16 protein-coding genes and 3 tRNA genes are annotated in these 19,727 nt (G+C 60.1%); 8 read left to right on the forward strand and 11 right to left on the reverse strand.

Features of this window, described 5'->3' with window-relative positions; translation table 11 throughout:
• Positions 1-93 precede the first annotated feature (93 nt).
• Positions 94-918, reverse strand: a complete 825-nt coding sequence (locus U8U01_RS04135) for a Gfo/Idh/MocA family oxidoreductase (RefSeq protein ID WP_322170754.1) — start codon at positions 916-918, stop codon at positions 94-96.
• Positions 919-995: 77 nt separating this feature from the next.
• On the opposite strand from U8U01_RS04135, the gene U8U01_RS04140 reads away from it, so the two are divergent.
• Together U8U01_RS04140 and U8U01_RS04145 are read left to right on the forward strand one after the other, a co-directional pair.
• The gene (locus tag U8U01_RS04140) at positions 996-1,922 is read left to right on the forward strand and encodes an AraC family transcriptional regulator (protein WP_322170757.1); all 927 of its coding nucleotides are present in this window, start codon (positions 996-998) and stop codon (positions 1,920-1,922) included.
• A gap of 861 nt (positions 1,923-2,783) precedes the next feature.
• On the forward strand, positions 2,784-4,199 hold the full coding sequence (locus tag U8U01_RS04145) for a uracil-xanthine permease family protein (protein WP_322170759.1): 1,416 nt from the start codon (positions 2,784-2,786) through the stop codon (positions 4,197-4,199).
• A 121-nt stretch (positions 4,200-4,320) separates the two neighbouring features.
• Here the strand turns inward: U8U01_RS04145 and U8U01_RS04150 are convergent, their stop codons facing one another.
• Together U8U01_RS04150 and U8U01_RS04155 are read right to left on the reverse strand one after the other, a co-directional pair.
• The gene (locus tag U8U01_RS04150) at positions 4,321-5,979 is read right to left on the reverse strand and encodes a sensor histidine kinase (RefSeq protein ID WP_322170762.1); all 1,659 of its coding nucleotides are present in this window, start codon (positions 5,977-5,979) and stop codon (positions 4,321-4,323) included.
• Positions 5,966-6,670, reverse strand: coding sequence for a response regulator transcription factor (locus U8U01_RS04155; RefSeq protein WP_322170765.1), 705 nt, complete (start codon positions 6,668-6,670; stop codon positions 5,966-5,968). Before U8U01_RS04155 ends, U8U01_RS04150 begins: the two co-directional genes overlap by 14 nt.
• 193 nt (positions 6,671-6,863) lie before the next feature.
• On the opposite strand from U8U01_RS04155, the gene U8U01_RS04160 reads away from it, so the two are divergent.
• The 3 genes from U8U01_RS04160 to U8U01_RS04170 all read left to right on the forward strand — a co-directional run bounded on the left by U8U01_RS04160 (position 6,864) and on the right by U8U01_RS04170 (position 10,388).
• Positions 6,864-7,718, forward strand: a complete 855-nt coding sequence (locus U8U01_RS04160) for a polysaccharide deacetylase family protein (RefSeq protein WP_322170768.1) — start codon at positions 6,864-6,866, stop codon at positions 7,716-7,718.
• 150 nt (positions 7,719-7,868) lie between these two features.
• Positions 7,869-8,933 (forward strand): SGNH/GDSL hydrolase family protein, encoded by a 1,065-nt coding sequence (locus U8U01_RS04165; RefSeq protein ID WP_322170771.1) that lies wholly within the window; start codon positions 7,869-7,871, stop codon positions 8,931-8,933.
• A gap of 3 nt (positions 8,934-8,936) precedes the next feature.
• On the forward strand, positions 8,937-10,388 hold the full coding sequence (locus tag U8U01_RS04170) for an MBOAT family O-acyltransferase (RefSeq protein ID WP_322170774.1): 1,452 nt from the start codon (positions 8,937-8,939) through the stop codon (positions 10,386-10,388).
• A gap of 155 nt (positions 10,389-10,543) precedes the next feature.
• Here U8U01_RS04170 and U8U01_RS04175 read toward each other — a convergent pair whose 3' ends face one another.
• The 3 genes from U8U01_RS04175 to U8U01_RS04185 form a co-directional block, all read right to left on the reverse strand.
• Positions 10,544-11,599 carry a lysylphosphatidylglycerol synthase transmembrane domain-containing protein gene (locus U8U01_RS04175; protein WP_322170777.1) on the reverse strand — a complete coding sequence of 352 codons (1,056 nt, stop codon included), beginning with the start codon at positions 11,597-11,599 and terminating at the stop codon, positions 10,544-10,546.
• A gap of 126 nt (positions 11,600-11,725) precedes the next feature.
• Positions 11,726-12,748: a rod shape-determining protein gene (locus tag U8U01_RS04180; RefSeq protein ID WP_322170780.1), complete on the reverse strand. Its 1,023-nt coding sequence runs from the start codon at positions 12,746-12,748 to the stop codon at positions 11,726-11,728.
• 138 nt (positions 12,749-12,886) lie between these two features.
• The gene (locus U8U01_RS04185; protein ID WP_437124384.1) at positions 12,887-13,489 is read right to left on the reverse strand and encodes a uracil-DNA glycosylase; all 603 of its coding nucleotides are present in this window, start codon (positions 13,487-13,489) and stop codon (positions 12,887-12,889) included.
• Positions 13,490-14,053: 564 nt separating this feature from the next.
• Here U8U01_RS04185 and pduL point away from each other — a divergent pair.
• Positions 14,054-14,620, forward strand: coding sequence for a phosphate propanoyltransferase (gene pduL / locus U8U01_RS04190; RefSeq protein WP_322170783.1), 567 nt, complete (start codon positions 14,054-14,056; stop codon positions 14,618-14,620).
• 77 nt (positions 14,621-14,697) lie between these two features.
• Here pduL and U8U01_RS04195 read toward each other — a convergent pair whose 3' ends face one another.
• Positions 14,698-16,911, reverse strand: coding sequence for a glycoside hydrolase family 3 N-terminal domain-containing protein (locus U8U01_RS04195; protein ID WP_322170786.1), 2,214 nt, complete (start codon positions 16,909-16,911; stop codon positions 14,698-14,700).
• A 225-nt stretch (positions 16,912-17,136) separates the two neighbouring features.
• On the opposite strand from U8U01_RS04195, the gene U8U01_RS04200 reads away from it, so the two are divergent.
• Complete coding sequence (locus U8U01_RS04200; RefSeq protein WP_322170789.1) at positions 17,137-17,373, forward strand: hypothetical protein; 237 nt, start codon at positions 17,137-17,139, stop codon at positions 17,371-17,373.
• A gap of 154 nt (positions 17,374-17,527) precedes the next feature.
• Here U8U01_RS04200 and U8U01_RS04205 read toward each other — a convergent pair whose 3' ends face one another.
• Positions 17,528-18,259, reverse strand: coding sequence for a PilZ domain-containing protein (locus tag U8U01_RS04205; RefSeq protein ID WP_322170792.1), 732 nt, complete (start codon positions 18,257-18,259; stop codon positions 17,528-17,530).
• Between the two features lie 278 nt (positions 18,260-18,537).
• Here U8U01_RS04205 and cobI point away from each other — a divergent pair, with 278 nt between their 5' ends.
• Positions 18,538-19,233: a precorrin-2 C(20)-methyltransferase gene (gene cobI / locus U8U01_RS04210; RefSeq protein ID WP_322170796.1), complete on the forward strand. Its 696-nt coding sequence runs from the start codon at positions 18,538-18,540 to the stop codon at positions 19,231-19,233.
• 86 nt (positions 19,234-19,319) lie between these two features.
• Here the strand turns inward: cobI and U8U01_RS04215 are convergent.
• From U8U01_RS04215 to U8U01_RS04225, 3 genes are all read right to left on the reverse strand, one after another.
• Positions 19,320-19,395, reverse strand: a tRNA-Asn gene (locus tag U8U01_RS04215).
• A gap of 33 nt (positions 19,396-19,428) precedes the next feature.
• A tRNA-Glu gene (locus U8U01_RS04220) sits at positions 19,429-19,503 on the reverse strand.
• Positions 19,504-19,508: 5 nt separating this feature from the next.
• Positions 19,509-19,584 (reverse strand) — tRNA-Lys (locus tag U8U01_RS04225).
• Positions 19,585-19,727 lie beyond the last annotated feature (143 nt).

The following is a 19,727-nucleotide window of genomic DNA, read 5'->3' on the forward strand; positions in this document are numbered from 1 at the left end:
GCAGCCCGTTTGTGCAGTCGTAAGAAACCAGCCCAAAGCAGGCCGTTGCCTTTTCCAGGTATTCCCCCTTTTTTTATGGCCGGTGTCTCCGGCTCACACATTCACCCACTGTCCGGGCGTCCCCAGGGCCCGCATCACCGCGGCCCTGGTGTCGGCTATCCACAAAGTTTCCTCCTGGCGCACCGGTGCCTCCCCGGTGCGGTAAAACCGCGCCATCTCCCGTATAAACCCCTGGAAGTAGTCGCCCTTTGCCTCCACCACCCGGTTGCCGCCCTTTAGGGCCAGGTGCAGCATAAAGGGCGAGCCCTCCGCCAGCCCGTTGATGACCCCCAGCCTGCCGCTGGCAAACTCCATGGTCACGGTATACAGTTTCTGGCCGGGCATGGCCATCACCCGGCGGGCCGGCTCCTGCATCAGCATCACCACCGGCTCTAGTTGGTGGATGCTATACGTATCCGCCCCGGCCGGCCCCAGGGAAACCACCCCCTCCACCTGGCCGCGGTCTATCCCCCCGTACTCCGTGGCAAACCGCAGGGCCGAGGCCGACCAGCAGGGGGTGCCGTGCCGGTTGGCCAGCTCGAAAATCCGCCGGCCCACTTCCCCGTCCGGGGCAAAGGTCTTGTCAATAAAGGTGGGCTTGCCACAGCGCAGCGCCACCTGGCACAGGGCCTCGTGCAGTTCCGTGTTGTCCGGCGCCAGCACAGCCAGCACGTCGGCCTTCCCCACCAGTTCCTCCATGGTGGCGCAGGGTTCCACCCCGTTGTCCGCGCACCATTGGGCCGTGGTACGGCCGTTGGGGTTGTCCAGCACCGCGTACCCATAGGCCACCTCCATATCCCCGTCGGCCTCTTTCAGCCAGGCCGGGTAATGGTTGGCGTGCCATTCGTCCAAATAATAGTCAATAAACCCGATCTTCATTGCGGTCACTCCTTTTCCATGTCAGAATACGCACGGCGGCAGCCGCCCGCAACGGGCCGCCGAGAAAGGCTTGGCATATGCATACCAAAGAAGGCAAGTTCCACTTTGACCACGACTATCTGGCCGAGCCCCGGCCCTACGGGGGCGTTTACCTGTACCAAATCGGCGACTGGCAGTGCCAGCCCGGCCGCCAGGTAGGGGCCCATACCCAAATCTGCCACGAGATCTCCTGTATCGTTTCCGGCACCGGCACCTTTTTCTTTAACGGTCAGGCCTACCGGGTGCGGCCGGGGGACCTGTTCCTCTCCCCCCAGGGCAGCCAGCACAACATCCGCTCCAGCCGCCACGACCCCCTGCGCTACAACTACTGCGGGTTCATGCCCGACCCCGCCGCCGGCCGGGAATACGCCCAACTGGCCGATTTCTTCGCCCATGTCACCGAGCCCCTGGCCCAGGACCGGCACAGCAGCGTGCGCCAGGTGTTCTCCCTATTGTTCAACGAGATGATCATCAACGACGAGAGCAGCGGCCTGCTGCTGCAAAACCAACTGAGCCAACTGCTGCTGCTCACCCGCCGCTGCTACCGCAAGGATGCCGCCCTACAGGCAGGCAACCACCGCCAGCGCATGGTCTATGACGTGGTCAATTATATCGATAACAACATCTTCGGTATCCGCAAACTCACCGATGTCAGCCGGCAACTGGGCTACAGCTACTCCTATGTATCCCAGTCCTTCGCGGCGGTCATGGGCGCCAGCCTCAGCAGCTACTACCAGCGGCGGCGCTTTGAAAAGGCCGTGGAGCTCCTGGCCCAGGCCAACACCGTCACCCAGGTGGCCGAGGCCCTGGGGTTCGACTCGGTCCAGTCCTTCAGCCGTTTCTTCCGCAAAAGCTGCGGTATGCCCCCCTCCCGCTACCTGCCGGGCCAGGCAGATTCCTTGGGCCAGCCGGACCACCCAGGCCAACCGGGCCAGGCCGGTCCCCCCTCCCAGCCCCTTCCCTAGCCCCGCCTTTGCCCCCCGCCCCCATTTAATCACTTTTGCCGCCGATGCGCAACCACCTGCGCCCCCCACTGTAAAAAGTGCTAAATCCGCCGCGAAATATGCCATCCCCCCACCCCACCGCCGCACCCTCTCCCCCCTCCAAAAATACCCCCTTCCCTCCCCCCGCAGCCCAACCCCCAGCCCCCCAGGACACACCCGCCACCCCCAGCGGCGTAGCGCTGCCCGCGCCACCTCCCGGCTTTCAGTTCCCACTGCCTCCCTCCGGTGCCGGGCAATCACCCCCAGCGATTGCCGTCCCCCTAAAACCTTGGCGTCGCCACCTCACGGCCTTCGGTCCCCGCTGCCTCCCCTTCGGTGCCGGGCAATCACCCCCAGCGATTGCCGTCCCCCCCCAAAACCTTGGCATCGCCACCCCCGGCTTTCGGTTCCCGCTCCTCCCTCCCCCTTTGAAAAGGGCGATAGCCACCGGCTAAGGTAGAACAGCCGGTGAGATGCCGGAACTTTTGTGTGTCCCTTTTTTCGTGCACTATTACGTTTCAGGCGCCCTCTCATCACCCCCTCCCACAACCTCTGCCGCCCCCTCCCCCCAGCCCTGCCCCCGGCAAGACCCCCTCCCTATCCCCCTAAGACCGCCCCCCTACCGGCCCACTATCCCCCTGATACCTGCCCAATATCTGCCTGATAACCGGCAGGAAACACCCGTGTTTTTCCGCCCCCACCCGCCGGTATTGCAAGCACAAGCCGGTTTTCTTGCAAAAAACCGCCCAACCATTCCCCTCCCCTATTGACAGCCTCCCCCTTTTTTGCTATACTGTTCAAAGTACGGCCAAAATTTGACAGAGGAATGAGGAGGTCAGAAAATTGGAAATTTTCACAAAACTAAACCGGCTTTTGTTCCCCCAATCGGCAGAATATGAAAAACTGGGGGCCAAAAAAGCGCTGGCGCTGGGTTTCCAGCACGCCTTTGCCATGAGCTGCGCCACCATTTTGGTCCCCCTGCTCACCGGCCTGGACGTAGGCGTGGCCCTGTTCTGCGCCGGCTGCGGCACCATCATTTTCCACCTATGTACCGGTGGCCGGATGCCCACCTTTCTGGGCAGTTCCTTTGCCTTCATCTCCGCGCTATGCGGGGTAATCGGCAACACCGCCTTTGGCGCCACCAAAGATGAGCAGATTGCCGCGGCGATGGGGGGCATCATCGTTTCCGGCGTGTTCTACCTGCTGCTGGCCCTGGTGATCCGGCTTTTCGGCAAGGGGCTGATAGACAAGCTGTTCCCGCCGGTTGTCCGGGGCGTAGGCATCACCCTCATCGGCCTGAACCTGGCCTCCTCTGCCATCAACAACATCCAAACCCAATACGGCCCTGACGGCAACGCGTTGGCCCTGTTTAGCGAGGGCTACAATATGTCCACCTATGTATGGGCCTGGGTACTAGCTGCTGTGGTTTGCCTCACCGCCGTGGTACTCTCCAGTTGTGGCCGGGGTATGGTCAAGATGTCCTCCATCGTCATCGCCCTGGTGGGGGGCTACCTGCTGGCCCTGCTTGTCACCAAAACCGGCCTGGCCCCTGCGGCGCTGATGGATACCTCCATCATTGCCAGCTACGGCTGGCTACAGGCCCCACACTTTGTGCTGCCCACCTTCAACATCACCGCCATCGGCATGATCGCCCCCATTGCCATTGTAACCTGTGTAGAGCACGTGGGCGATGTATACGCCAACGGCGCGGTGGTCAACAAGAAGTTTACAGAAAAGCCCGGCCTGCACCGCACCCTTATGGGCGACGGCCTGGCCACGGTATTTGCCGGCCTGGTAGGCGGCCCGCCCAACACCACCTACAGCGAGAACACCGCTGTACTGGCCGCCACCGGCAACTATAACCCGGCCTCCCTACGCATCGCGGCGGTAATCGCCATTGCGGTCAGCTTTTTGGGCAAGGCCATTGGGGTCATCCAGTCCGTGCCCAACTGCGTGCTGGGCGGGGCCTGCATTGTGCTGTACGGCATGATCGCCTCGGTGGGCCTGCGCACCCTGGTAGAAAACCACGTGGACTTCACCAAAAACCGTAACCTGTGCATTGCCGCCGTTATGCTGGTGCTGGCCATCGGCGGGGCGGCCATTGGCAACGCCACCTTCAGCTTTTCCAACATCGGCCTTGGCATCATCGTGGGCATCATCCTCAACCTGGTGATCCCGGACATGGAGCCCGGCGACAAGGGCCTGGTGGCCCACTCTGTAGATAAAAGCGAGATCGTACCGGAGAAAAAAGCCCGGTAAACCCCACGGCAGCCCGTCCGGGGCCTCTCCCCGGCCCCTGCCACAAAACAAAAATCCCCCGGCCCGCCCCTGTAAGGCGGTGCTGGGGGATTTTTATACCCAAAAAGAGGCTCCAACTTGTTCAGCCGGGCCCCGGGGCCTCTGCCAAAGGCAACTGTACGGTGGCGGTAAACAGGTCGCCGTCTGTACGCACGAAGAAGTGGCCGCCGCAGGCCTCGGTAAAGCTTTTGGCAATAGACAGGCCCAGGCCGCTGCCCTCGGTGGTGCGGTTCTGGTCGCCACGGACAAAGCGGGCCGTTAAATCCTCGCCGTTCATGGTGATCTCCGACCGGGACACATTGCGTATGCTCACCTGGGCCACCCCGGACTGGCCGGAGAGGGTGACATACACCCTGGAGCCCTCCAGGGAGTACTGGATGCAGTTGCGGACAAGGTTCTGGAATACCCGGTACAGCCGCTGTCCATCCGCGTGTACGATCATGGACGCGTCGGGGATATCCACCCGCCACTGAAGCTGGGAGCGCTGGATGGCCTCATCCATCTCCGCAAAGGTCTGCTGCAACAGCCGGCCGATGTCCAAGTCCTCCAAATTCAGGCTGATATTGCCGGTGGCGGCCTTGCTCACCTCAAATACATCCTGCACAATGCCGCTGAGGCGCTGGGTCTTTTGCGAAAGGATATTCACATAGTCCCTGGCCGCGTCCGGCAGGCCGGGCTCCTTTTTCAGCAACTCCACATAACTGATCACCGAGGTCAAAGGCGTCTTAATGTCATGGGACACATTGGTGATCAGCTCAATCTTGGTGCGGTCGGCTTTGGTACCTTCCTCCACCGCTTTCTGCACGCCGGTACGGATCATATTTAGCTGCATGGCGCAGTCATACAGGTTGCTGGCCGGGGATACATGGTTCACGGCATTCAGGTCGCCGCCGTACATCTCGGTAATCTGGTCCATCAGCAGGTTCCACTCCTGCAAGTCCCGCTTAAGGGCCAAAATATACCACCACACCGTGCCAATCACCGCCACCCCCGCTGTCAGGGGGATGGTCAGGGCCAGCTTACTCTGCTGGTGCAGGCCGTGGTCATACAGCACATTCACCGCAATGCCATAGCCCACAAGCCCTAAAACCACCAGCACCATCACTATGGCAATGGTGGCATATACCCGCCGCACCGCCCGCTGCTGGAAGGTGGTCATGCTGTGGTAGCCGTTGACCCGCACCAAAATGGAGTGGATGATGTTGTGGCCAAAGAACCGGTGGTTCCGGCCAATATCCAGGCAGAGGAAGTAGATCGCCATAACCCCCACAACCGCCGTAAGGAAAATCCCTTTGGTACCGCCCCACATCAACAGGCTGAAACAAAGCCAGCCAAGCACCCAAAGAACCGCCAGTTTCGGTTCCATCCATATCCGCCCCAGGCCCCTGCCCACCATGTCCTCAAAGGCCCGCCGGTCCCGGCGGAAACTGAAGATCAGCACCACCTGCGTCAGCAAAATCGCCACCGCGCTGCCAATCTTCAAGCCATACTCGTACACCAGCCCCTCGCCCGGGTTAGGGGCCTCCATATACTCCCAGTTGCCACTGCTTTCGTTGTAGTACTCCCGCAGGCTGGGGGGCACTGTAGAGGCGAAATCCTGTACGCTGGTGGTGGCATATTCCAGAATCCCCGGGTTTACCAGCACCATCACCGCAAAAACCGCCGCCACACAGGCCGAACAGAGCACGGTCAGCAGGCATAGCCAAGAGAGCAGCCCTTTAAACGTGTTAGTGCTTTTCAAATTTATATCCAATCCCCCACACCACCTTTAAATATTCCGGCTCGCTGGGGTTGATCTCAATCTTCTCCCGTATGCGCCGGATGTGTACCATCACGGTATTTTCCGTCGAGTAGGCCGACTCGTTCCATATCTTGCTGTAAATCTCCTCCGCCGGGAAAATCCGGCCGGGGTTGCGCATCAGCAGTTCCACAATCTTGGTTTCCGTGGCAGTCAGCTTAATGGGCTCACCGTCGGCATACAGCACGTGCTCGTCCAGGTGGAACCGCAGCCGCCCGTTTACAATGGTGTTCTCCCCCTGGGAGTTGATGTCCCCCAGGCTGGTATACCGCCGCAATTGGGATTTTACCCGCGCCGCCAGTTCCTGGGGGTTAAAGGGCTTGGTAATATAGTCGTCCGCGCCCATAGACAGGCCCAGCACCTTGTCGCTGTTCTCGCTTTTGGCCGATAGCACAATAATGGGCAGGTTCTTTTCCTCCCGTATGCGCATAATGGCCGAAAGCCCGTCCAGCCGGGGCATCATCACGTCAATAATGATCAGGTGGATATTCCGGGTTGCGACCATATCCAGCGCTTCCAGGCCGTCATAGGCCCGAAAAACCGTGTAGCCCTCTGCCTCCAGCCCCAGCGCAATGGCCCGTACGATCTCCCGGTCGTCATCCACCACCAAAATATTCTTACTCTCCGTTTCCATGCCGATCCCTCCATTTGCCTGATTATAGCACCCGTTTCTTACATTTCCGGTCGCTATTCCTTAAGAAAATCATACATTATCCGCGGCTGAAATGCAAGGGCTTTTAAGGCCCGGCCTGCCGCCGGCGGCTAGGGGATGTTCTCAAGCCGGGGGCAGCCGCATATAAATCAGGCAGAGAAAGGCGGGGTGAAGGATGCAAGCGTTTGTAAAAAGGCATTGGGTGGCGCTGGCCGTGGCCGGGCTGGCCCTGCTATTGGGCCTGGTGGCTGTGTTCGAGGTTTTTTCCCGGCAAACAGGGGAAGCGGTAGCGGCCAGTGGGGAGGTCGCCAACTGGGGGCTAAGCTTTCAGCAGGAGGGCGCGCCCCCGGTGGCCAATGCCACTGCCGCGTACTTGGCCCAGTTTGACGCGGTATACTGCGTGCCCGGGGCGGAAAAGGTGCTGTACCTGACCTTTGACGCCGGGTTTGAGAACGGCAACACCGAAAAGATATTGGACGCGCTGAAAAAGCACGGGGTAAAGGCCACCTTCTTCCTGGTGGGCAACTACCTGGAAACCCAGCCCGGCCTGGTGCGCCGTATGGTGGAGGAGGGCCACACCGTGGGCAACCACACCTTCAGCCACCCGGATATGTCCAAGATCAGCAGCAAGGAGAGTTTCCGGGAGGAGCTAGAGAAAACCGAGGCCCTCTACCGGGAAACCGTGGGCAGTGAGATGCCCAAACTCTACCGGCCGCCCCAGGGCAAGTACTGCGAAAGCAACCTGAAAATGGCCCAGGAACTGGGCTACCAGACCGTCTTTTGGAGCCTGGCCTATGTGGATTGGTACGAGAACGACCAGCCCACCCCCCAGCAGGCCTACGATAAGCTTTTGCCCCGCATCCATCCGGGGGCCGTGGTGCTTTTGCACAGCACCTCAGCCACCAACGGGGCGATATTGGATGAACTGCTGGGCAAGTGGGAGGAGATGGGCTACCGGTTCGGCGACCTGGAGCAGGCCCTCTCCCCCCAGCCCTCCACCCTTCCCTTCCCCATCTGGAAGGCCCCTTAACGCCTATGCCCGGCCCCCTGCCGCTTTCGGTAAAGGGGCAGGCCCAGCTACCGCCCTGCCGGCCCTGCATGGTTGCGGGCCGGCAGGGTTCCTTCATCTTTCGCCCCGTGAAGGGTTGCAAATCAGCCCCCCATGTGCTATACTGGCTGTATGATGAAATTATCCTTCAAACACAAGCCCTTTAGCCTGCATTCGGAACTGGCCGCCCTCTTGTGCCTGCTGCTGGCACTGGGGGCTTTTTGTGCGTGGCTGACCCCCGCCATCACCCCCAAACGCCATGACTACGGCGCCGTGTGGGGGATGTACCTGGAAGAGCCGGAACACTCTCTGGACGTGATGTTCTTTGGCTCCTCCCTGGCCTACTGTGACGTGGTGCCCGCCCTGCTGTATGAGGACACCGGCGCCACTTCCTTTGTAATGGCCGGGCCCGCCCAATCCCTGCCCGTTACCTACCGCTACCTGCGGGAAAGCTGCAAAACCCAATCCCCCCGCACCGTGTTTATTGAGTTTTCCCAGCCCTCCGGGGTGTTCGAGGGGAAGGAAAGCCAGTTTATCAAGGTCAACCTGACCTATATGCCGTATAGCTGGGAGCGCCTTATCCCGGTGATGGAGGAAACCGCCGGGGCCGAGCGCCTGGGCCTGCTCTTCCCGCCCTACGCCTACCATGACCGCTGGGACAAGCTTACGGCCGCCGACTGGCAAGGCTATGCGCCCGACCCGCTGGCAGGCTATACCTTCCTGGATGAAGTGCGCCCCGCCGGGGCTGTCTTTCCCACGGCCAGCCTACCTGAGGAGGACCCTGACAGCTACGCCTATAGCCTGGGCTATGCCCGGAAAATGGTGGATTTCTGCCGGGAACAGGGGATTACCCCGGTCTTTTACCTGACCCCCACTGTAAAGCAGGCCCCCGCCCCTTGGCGGGCCCGCATTGCCGCTGACCTGGCCGGTATGGGCGTGGCGTTTATAGACTTTAACGACGAGTTTGCGGCCATTGGCCTGGACCTGTCCCTGGACTTCTACGATGCCAGCCACTTCAATTACCGGGGGGCCGTAAAATTCACCCACTACCTGGCAAACCGGCTGGAGGGCTACCTCACCCCCGCCGCCCCCGCTGACCCCACCCTTTGGCAAGGCCGCGTAGAGCACTTCCACCAGCTTTGCAAAGAGGCCGACGCCGCGCCGGTCCAGTACCCCGCTGAGGATAAGGAGGGCTGACACTTGAATTTCAACTCGCTGGCATACCTGGTGTTTTTGGCCGTCAATGTGCTGGTATACTACCTGCTGCCGCCACGGTGGCGCAACTGGCTGCTTTTGGGGGCCAGCTACTACTTTTATATGTGCTGGAACCCCAAATACGCCCTGCTCATGCTCTTTTCCACCGCCGTAACCTATGCCTGCGGGCTGCTGGTAGAGCGGGCCCTATGGGGGCGGCGCAAGCTGTGGCTGGCACTGAGTTTCCTGGCCAACCTGGGGGTTTTGTTCTTTTTCAAGTACTTCAACTTTGTGTCCGGCCTGGTGGGCCGGGGCCTGGGGCTGTTTGGGCTGGGTTTCCATACCCCCCTGCTGGATGTGCTGCTGCCGGTGGGCATCTCCTTTTACACCTTCCAGGCCCTTGGCTACACGGTAGACGTATACCGCCGGGATGTGCCCGCCGAGAAAAGCTTTGTGGACTACGCCCTGTTCGTGTCGTTTTTCCCCCAACTGGTGGCCGGGCCCATTGAGCGTTCCGGCCATATCCTCCACCAGCTCAAGGCGGAACACCCCTTCCGCGGGGAGAACCTCCGGGACGGCGCTTTGCCGGTACTTTGGGGGCTGTTCAAAAAAATGGTGCTGGCCGATAACCTGGCCGTGGTTGTCAACACGGTGTACAACGCCCCCACCGAGCACACCGGGGCGGCCCTGGCTCTGGCCACGGTGGCCTTTGCCATCCAAATCTACTGCGACTTCTCCGCCTACTCGGACATTGCCCGGGGCTCGGCCAAAATGCTGGGCTTTAGCCTGATGGAAAACTTCCGCTGCCCGTACCTGGCCACCTCCATACAGGACTTCTGGCGGCGCTGGCACATCTCCCTGTCCTCCTGGTTCAAGGACTACCTGTATTTCCCCCTGGGCGGCAGCCGGCGGGGGAAGGGGCGGCGCATTTTGAACCTGCTGGTGGTCTTTGCCGTCAGCGGGCTATGGCATGGGGCGGCACTGACCTTTGTGGCCTGGGGCCTGCTGAACGGGCTCTACCAGGCCGTGTCCATTTTGGTGCAGCCCCTGCGGGACAGGCTTTTCCGGCTGATACACCTGCCCCCGCGGGCCTGGTGGCTCACCGTGCTGCGGGTGCTGTGCACCTTTGGGCTTACCTGTTTGGCCTGGGTGCTGTTCCGGGCCAATTCCCTCTCCGACGCGCTGGCCGTGTTTGCAGCCTTTCTGCGCATCCCGGCCGAGGGCCTGCATACGGGGCCCCTGGGGCTGTCTGCCAAGGCGCTGGGTATGTTGGGCGGGTACAGCCTGCTGCTACTGGCCGTGGACTGGCTCCTGGCCGAAAAGGGGCTGGAGGCGCGCATCAACCGCAGCCTTTTGCCGCGGTATGGCGTCTACTTCCTGCTGATTGCCTCTATCATCGTATTCGGCTCCTACGGCGAGGGCTATAACCCCCAGGACTTTGTGTATTTCCAGTTCTAGGGCACTCCCTCCATGCTACAAAAGCCCGTTTAATAAATGCGAAAATGCAAAAAGCCCCGCGGCATCCCACCCGCCGGGCTTTTCCTATTCCCCACCCCAACATATGTAGCGCCCCGGAAAACAAACGCCTCCCAGGGCCTGCCAAAGGCAGCCGCTCATTCCGCCGCTTGCCCTTCCAGTTTCTGTTTCCGCCCATACAGGAACTGGTCTACAACCACCAGCAGGGCCCCGGCTATCACCACCAGATAGTACGTAAAGAACCGCCACACCATCACGGCCGCGTAAAGGTCATTGTTCACAAAATAGGGTTTCAGGAAGTTCGAGAACCCAATCTCCTGGGCCCCGGAGGCCCCCGGCATGGGCATAAAGGAAACCGAAACCTGCAACAGGCTCTGGATGGCCACAATCTCCACAAAACCGGCCTCGTTATACCCGAAGGAGCGGTACACAAAGTAGAGCACGCTCATTTGCAGGATAAACTGGGGAACCGACAGCAGGATGCCCCAAACCACCGCTTTCTTCTTCTCCTTAAAGTCGTCGGTATAGCTGTCAAAGTCCGCCTCAAACCGGTCGATGGCCTCCATTGCGTTAAAACGCGCCGCCAGCCGCCCGAACCGCCCTGCCAGCCACTTGGCAAACCGGCACATGGCCCCCAGCACCGGCCGGCAGAACAGGGACCCAAAGAAGAGGATCGACCCGCCGTTGATCAGCAGCCCCACCGTGATAAAGAACAGGATGCCGGGGTTTTCCCTGGCAATTTTATCATGGAACAGCAGGAAAAACACCCCGGTGCACAACACAAAGGCGCATTGGTAGCAGAAAAACTTCATAATCAGCACCGCCGTAGACAGGCCCACAGGCACCTTGTCCCGCCGCAGGTACGCCGCCTGCATGGGCTGCCCCCCGGTAGAACTGGGGGTGATGTAGGAGTAGTATATGCCAATCAGGCTGATCTTCAAGCTGCTGCCCCAGCCCATGGGGATGCCCTGGCTGCCCATCAGCAGCCGGATCACCCCGCCCTCAAAGAAGAAAAACACCACGCTGACCACCACCGCCAAAGTGAGAAAGCCCGGTGTCAGGTGGGTAATGGTGTAGAACACATTGCCAAACTCCCGGTTAAACAGGCCAAACAACAGCACGGCTACAATGGTCGCGGCAATGTAGACGATCCCCCACGGGATCTTCCTTTTGTGGGTCGGGGCACGTTTCATAACACGGTTTCCTTTCCTGAGAAAATCATCCTGTCCAGTCTAGCACAGTTTCCTTACAGCCCCCTGCAAGAAAGCTTACAAATCCCTTACCATCACATCCCGTTTCCCGGCCGGGCCCTGCGCCCCTTATGTATACGCCATCAGCGGGTTGATCTTCCCATGGTCGCCCCTGTCCAGCTTGTCGATGTACTTAATGGCCCGCCCAGCCCCCAAAACCACACAGTTCTCCGGCTCGTCAAAAGTGACCACCGGTATCCTGGTCTTTTTGGAAAGGAGGATGGAGAGCCCGTACAGGTTGGCAGAGCCGCCTGTCAGGTAAATGCCGTCGGTAAAAATGTCCGCCAGCAACTCCGGGGGGGTCAGTTCCAGGGTGGCCTGCACGGTACGCACAATGGCAATCGCCGGCTCTATCAGCGCCTCTATCATATCGTCCGAGGTCATCACCGTGGTGGTGGGCAGGCCGCTTACGGCGTCCAGCCCTTTTAAGGTATAGGTGCTAAGCTGGCGGCGGGGGTACGCGCAGCCTATGGCCATTTTCGCCGCTTCTGCCATACGGTCGCCAATAATCAGGCTAAACTTGCGGCGCACATACTTCACAATGGCCTCGTTAAAATCCCCGCCCGCAATGTGGGTAGAGTTGGCAATGGCAATGCCGTTCAGGGAGATCACCGCCATATCGGTGGTGCCCTCCCCCACATCCACAATCATGCAGCCGTGGGGTGCGGCAATGTCCACCCCCGCGCCAATGGCCGCGGCCACCGGCTCCTCAATCAGGCATACCTTGCGCACGCCTGCCGCGCCGATGGCGTCCACCACCGCGCGCTTTTCCACCTCCGTCACCCCGCAGGGTACGCTGACCACCACCCGCGGGGTAAACAGGCGGCTGCGGCCCACCTGGCGCAGGTAATAGGCGATCAAGTGCTCTGCCAGGGACAGGTCGGAGATAACCCCGTTGCACAGGGGGTGCGCCACCTCCACCCGGTCAGAGGTACGGCCCAGCATCCGGTAGGCCTCGCTGCCAATGGCGATCACTTCGTCGGTCAGGTTGTCCACGGCAATAATCGAGGGCTCGTTGAGGACGATACCCTTGCCGTCCTGGAATATTTTGAACCGGGCGGTGCCCAGGTCAATGGCTATGTCGATTCCCATGCTGGCCCTCTCCCACACTGGTCACAGGCCCGGCGCATACGCTGCCAGGCCCGTATATGCCTGTATACTGTTTGTATCACCCCTATTATACCACAACCCCATGTGTTTTTCAATAGTTTTCTGGCGTCCCCCAAGCCCCTAGCTTTGCGCCACATCGCAGCCCAGTTCGTTTATCTTTTCCCGCAGTTTCAGGTAATCTTCAAAGGCGGCGGGTTTCTGGCCGGGGTTGCGCAGCAGGGCCGCGGGGTGTAGGGTCGCCATCATCAGCGTGCCGCCCTTCTCCATAAATATGCCGTGCTCCTTGGTAATCTTGATGTCCGGTTTCATCAGCCGCATGGCCGCCACCCTGCCCAGGCACACCACAATCCGTGGCTGCAAAAGGGAGAACTGGTTGCGCAGCCAGGCAATGCAGGCCTCCTGCTCCTCCGGCAGCGGGTCACGGTTTTGGGGCGGGCGGCACTTCACAATGTTGGCAATGTAGACGTTCTTCTGGCGGTCCAAATCCACGGCCGCCAAAAATTTATCCAGCAGTTGGCCTCCCCGGCCCACAAAGGGCTCGCCCTGCAAATCCTCGTTCTCCCCAGGCCCTTCGCCCACAAACATAACCTTTGCTTGGGGGTTGCCCACCCCGAACACCACATGGTGCCGCCCCTCGCAAAGCCCGCATTTCCGGCAGGCCATGCAAGCCTCTTGTAGCTGCGCCCAGTTACTAAACATACCGTCCACGCCCCTATCCTTCATTTTTATCATCTTACCATACCCGCCCCGGCTTGTCAACGCCCGCCCCGGCCCTGGGCGTGCCCCCAGATGCCTCCGGCGGCGGAGAGTTGGCAGCCAACTCTTGGGCGTTGCCCCTAAAACCCCCCTTAATGCCTCCGGCGGCTTAGGGGTTTCACCCCTAAGAACCCCACCACCTTTGAAAAGGTGGACGAAACTTTTATGTGGGCTTACTGGGGGCTCTGCTTGTAACTGGGGTGTGTCCAAACGGAAGAGTTTATGGCGAAGTGTTGGCCTCCGGCGGCGGAGCGTTGATTCTCGGCTATCGCCCCCTAACCCCCCACCACCTTAGTGCCTCCGGCGGCGGAGAGTTGGCGTAGCCAACTCTTGGGCTTTGCCCCTAAAAACCCCACCACCTTTGAAAAGGTGGACGAAACTTTTATCCTTCGCCCACCGGAACCTCGCTTCAAAACACTTCCGTTTCCCCCCCCTCCCCTGCCCTTCCCCAGGGAGAATAACTGTTGCAATTTTGTGGCACAGGTAGTATAATAAAAGCAGAATTTAGCCTTGATTTAGGAGGATATCACAATGAAGGTTATGGTTGAAACATCCGCCCATCACGTGCACGTATCCCAGGCCGACCTGGCTACCCTGTTTGGCCCGGACGCCGTGCTGACCAACAAAAAGGACCTGTCCCAGCCCGGCCAGTTTGCCTGTGCCGAGAAGGTAGAAGTCATCGGCCCCAAGGGCTCCATGAGTATGTCGATCCTGGGCCCCACCCGCGGGGAAACCCAGGTGGAGATCTCCCTCACCGACGCCCGCAAGCTGGGCGTCACCGCCCCCATCCGGGAGTCCGGCGACCTGGAGGGTACCCCCGGCTGCACCCTGAAGGGCCCTGCCGGCCAGGTGGCCATTGAGAAGGGCGTCATCGCCGCCAAGCGCCACATCCACTTTAACCCCGAAGAGGCCAAAGAGGCCGGCGTAGCGGACAAGCAGATCGTTTCCGTAAAGGTGGACTACAACGGCCGCGCCCTGGTCTTTGGGGACGTGGTCTGCCGGGTCAGCCCCAACTACGCCCTGGCCATGCACGTTGACACCGACGAATCCAACGCCGCTGCCCTGCCCGGCACGGTAGATGGCGAAATCATCCTGTAAGCCGTAAGCCGGTACATACCGCCGCGCAGAATGCCCGGCCCCCTGGTGGGGCCGGGCATTCTTTTGGGGCCATACACTCAGGCAATGGTCAGGCGGCCCCTGGCCCATTCCTGGCCCCCTTCTTCCAACCAGAGCTCCACTTCCCTGGGCCCTGGCGCAGCCTGCGCCCGCAGGCCACAAACCGCCAGTTCCTCCGCACCCAGGGACAACACACAGGCCCGCTCCTCCCCCGCCGGGAGGAACACCTTCTCAAAACCCTTTAACTCCTTCACCCGGCCCACCACAGGACCCGTTACGCTGCGCAAGAACAGCATCGGCACAGCGGCCCCGTCTACGCAGCCGGTATTCCGCAGGGTAAAGCGCACCTGAACCCGCTCCCCCTCCGCCAAGGCCTTTGCGCTGATGCGCTGGGGGAACACCGGGTCCTCCACCCGGAACTGGGTATAGCTGAGCCCAAAGCCAAAGGGGTACAAGGCCGGTTCCACCGGGGTGTAAGAGGCCTTGTGGTTATAGTAGCAGGGCAAGCCCCCTACGCTGCCCGGCAGCGAGGCCGGCAGCCTGCCAGAGGGGCAAACCCGGCCGGTAAGCAGTTCGGCCAGCGCCTGCCCGCCCATGGGCCCCGGGTAAAAGGCATACACCAGCGCGTCCGCCCGCCGGACAACCGCCGGCAGCACATAGGGACGGCCCGCTATCACCACCGCAACCACCGGCTTGCCCAGCCGGGCAATTTCCTCCGCCAACCGCTCCTGCAGGCCGGGCAGGCGCAGGCTGGGGCTGTCCACCCCCTCGCCACAGTCCATCTGCACCGGGCCGTCCACAATCGCGGCGCCGTTGGTGTCAAAGCTGGCCCCGGCAAACCGGCTGGAGGATCCCCCCAGCGCCAGGACCACCAGGTCGCTCTGCCGGGCCAATTCCACGGCCTCGGCCAACCCCGCGGGATCCTCCCCGCACACAGGGCAGCCCTGCGCATAGGCCACCTGAGGCCCCAGCAGCGCCCGCAGGCCCTCCAACAGGGTCACTCCCGCGCCCGGCCGTATGGGGGGCGTGTAGTCCCCCAACTGGTTATAAAGGCTGTCCCCGTTGGGGCCGATCACCGCCACCCTGCCCGGTTTTTGCAAAGGCAGCAGGCCATTGTTTTTCAGCAGTACCGGGCTTTGCCGGGCCAGTTCCAGGCTCTGGGGGAAGTCCTGCCAGGTAAAAGCCGTGGGGGGCTCCTCGTCCAGGAAGGGTTGCTCGAACAGCCCCCTGGCAAATTTCAGCTCCAGCACAGGCAGCACAGCCGCGTCGATCTCCTCCTCCTTCACCAACCCCTTCTCTACGGCAGACTCCAGGGTGGAGAAGGCCCGGTCCCAAAGGCTCAGTTGCACGCCCGCCTGTAAGGCCAGCGCCGCCGAGGCCTCCGGGCTGCCGGTGATGCTGTCCAGCCGGTCGATGGCCACACCGTCCGCCATCACAATGCCCGTAAAGCCCAGCTCCTCCCGCAGGATATCCCTGAGCAGTTCCCGGTTGGCATGGCAGAACTGGCCGTCGATCTCATTATAAGCGGCCATCACCCCCCGCACCCCGGCCTTGCAGCAGGCCCCCATGGCAGGTAGATGGATCTCCCGCAGTTCCCTGGGGCCAATACGGGCCGCACTGGCGTTCACACCCCCGGTGGTTTCCCCCTGGGCGCAGAAGTGCTTGGCCACCACCGCCACCCCGGAGCCCTGGCAGCCCTCTACAGCCGCCCTGGCCAGGGCCGCCGCCAGGAAGGGGTCCTCCCCATAGCACTCCTCACTGCGGCCCCAACGGGGGTCCCGCAGGATGTCCAGCATGGAAATCAGCGCAAAATCCACCCCCAGTTCTTTCAACTGCCGCCCGCAGACCGCATAGGCCTGCCGGGTGAGGGCCGGGTTCCAGGCCGCGCCAACCGCCAGGTTCACCGGCAGCAGCCAGCCGTCCAGGGCCTGGTGGCCGTGGGGGCACTCGCTGCTGGTAAGCATGGGTATGCCCAGCCGGGAGTGTTCCAGCACATACCGCTGGGCCAGGTTGTAGGCCCGTTTCATCTCCGCCCCGCTAAGCCCGGTGGCATAGTCCCTGGCAGACCAGGGGTCGGCCCGGTACAGCCCGTACAGGCAGCCAATGCCGCCGTAATACGCCGCCTCGTCCATAAATTCCTGAGAGAGCCGGATGTCCGCCCCCTCCTTCTCATAGCAGGCAAAGCCATATAGCCGCTGATTGAGCTGCCCCACCTTCTCCCGTAACGTCATCTGTGCCAATAGTCCCTGTGCCCTTTCCCTGGGCGTTTTCATACGCTTGTCCTCCTTTACGGGGCTTTCCCCCGGCCTTCACCCGGCCCCCGGCAAAACCCTCCAACTTGATCCCATACCTCCAACGTTAATCGCTGGCTACATCCAAACCGAAACTCTCCCCCCAAAAACACCCCCCAAAAAATTCAAACAAAACTTCCCTTCACACCTGCCAGCCCCCTTTCATTTTCCCCATAATCCCCCCAAACACCAAAGCCAGTCTAGGGCTTGTTTGAAAAATCGAAAACGCCGCCTTTTTACCCAGAAACAACCATCTTCTGCGTCGAAAATCCTCGTAATACGCAAGTATTACTTGCGGTTTTCTCCTTGAATCTGACCGTTTCTGGTCAAAAATCCGTCATTTCCTCTATTTTCAAACAAGCCCTAGCCCCGCAAAAAAGGGCAAAAAAGGCCATGAAAAACAGCCAAATCCCTCCCCCCGCAAAAGTTTTTGAAGATTCTTAAGAAACTTTTTTCAAAAAGTTTCTTAAGCCGCCGGAGGCCAAGCAGAGGCCAAACAAAGACCAAACAGAAAAAAACAAAAGCAGAAAAGGCGGGGAAGAAAAACAGCCAGGGCAACATAAGCCCGGCTGTTGGCTGTTCCAGGTCAAAAAGCCGTTTAGGTCCAGGAACCGTCCATACCCCGGCTCCACTCCCGGCGGTTGCCGGTCTGGATGTTGTAGAGGGTACGGGTAAGGGCCGTCTGCTCCTCCTGTTTCAACTGGGCAAACAGCACGCCATAGCGGTAGCGGCCGGCACTGTACTCCGTGCCCCGCACAATCTGCCCCAAAAAGGCCATGGTGGGGTAATCCTCCAGCTTAAAGCGCAGCCGTACCACATCCTCGTCCGAGTGTATGTAGTCCGTTTCCACACAGGCCCCGCCCGTGCTGATGTCCACCAACACACACTCCTCCGGCTGGGTAAAATGGTCGTCATCCTGCCGGAACATAGCCGCCGGGGTATTTACAGGCAACCGGAAACTCAGCCGCTGGTTGATCACGTGCTCCGCCTTTAAGTTTTTAATGCGGAATACAATGCGGGAGGACTCCTGCACAATACCGCTGAGGTTAAAGGCGATCATCTGCCGGTTAAAGCCCCGCAGCATCACCCGGTCCCCCACTTCGCAGGTATCAAAGGCCAGCCAACCGGGCATACGTTCCAGCGAGAGGCTGGTACCGTCCACATTGGCCACCTGGCCGGTGAGCAGCAGCTTGCCGTCGGCCGTTACCACGTCCAGGGACATACCCACAGCCAACTCAGGCAGTTCCTCCGAAATGCCGCCTTTGCCCGCCTGGCCCTTTGCCGCCGGATCCTCCTTATTCTTAGAAAACAGCTTTTGCAAAAAGTTCATCTCAACCACCCTTTTAGCCGCGTCCTTGCCTTTACTCCCCGTAGGCGGCCGCGCAACATTCTATGACCATTATAGAGATTTCCTGCCAAAATGTCAATAGTATATGCCATATATCCGGCCCATATCCCCACCATATCCCCCTATAATCTATCCCCTACCTGTCCATTATATGCCGGTAAAACGCCAAACTCGTAAAGGCATTCCCTTCACACCAACAAATCAAGCTTGCAAGTTTCCCCATTTCGCAGTATGATAAAGGAAACCGAAGGAGGCATTTTATGGAAAAAAGCACATTCTTCGGGGTCAGTGTTGGCCCCGGCGACCCAGAACTACTGACGCTCAAAGCCCTGCGGGTGCTGGAACAGTGCCCGGTCATCGCCACCCCCCGCACCAAAGGCGGCCGTACGCTGGCATTGGATATCGCCCGCCAGGTCGTAGACCTTACCGGGAAAGAGATATTACCCCTCTCCTTCACCATGAGCCGGGATCCGGCCCAGTTACAGGCTGCCCATGCCCAAGCCGCCGCGCAGGTAGAAAGCCATCTGGCAGCCGGACGGCACGTAGCCATGCTCAATCTGGGCGATGTGTCCATCTACGCCAGCTTTGCCTATTTGGCCGATATCCTAGCAGAGAAAGGCTATCCGGTTGAGATGATCCCCGGCGTACCCAGCTTTTGCGCTGTAGCAGCCCGGCTGGGCGAAAGCCTCACCCGTTGGGATCAGCCGTTGCACATCCTGCCCGCCACATCACCCGGCTGGGAAAGCGCCCTTAATCTCCCCGGCACAAAAGTGTTGATGAAGTCTGGAAAATCTATCCCATCCCTGCAAAAAGCACTGGCCGAACGGGCAGAACAGCCAGAATTGCCCTCTGCATCCATGGTCATTGATTGTGGCCTGCCTACCGAGCAGGTTTTCCGCCACTTAATAGACGCCCCCAGCGAACCTGGTTACTTCGCCACTGTACTCATTAAATAAGCCCTACCCAACTGCCTGATAACCCCACAGGCAGTTTTTTATACAAATAAAAAGGGCTTTCGATAATCGAAAACCCTTTTTTCTATTGGCTCCCCCTGTTGGACTCGAACCAACGACCCTGCGGTTAACAGCCGCATGCTCTACCGACTGAGCTAAGGAGGAATATAAGAGCAAACCACATTTGCGGCTTACTCCTGGTGACCCGTGCGGGAATCGAACCCACGTTTGCGGCGTGAGAGGCCGCCGTCTTAGCCGCTTGACCAACGGGCCATAAATGGTGCACCATCAGGGACTCGAACCCGGGACACCCTGATTAAGAGTCAGGTGCTCTACCAACTGAGCTAATGGTGCATCTGGCAGATACCGCTTACTGTGCACAGTACCCTAAAAACTGAATAAAGGAGAAAGCGTAGAAAAGAATCGAATAAAGGGTTGGGAACCAACTTGGTCAAGCCCTCGGCCTATTAGTACTGCCAAGCTGAACATGTTACCAT

Origin of the sequence: Acutalibacter caecimuris (genome assembly GCF_034335085.1) — a bacterium.
GTDB lineage: Bacteria > Bacillota > Clostridia > Oscillospirales > Acutalibacteraceae > Acutalibacter > Acutalibacter caecimuris.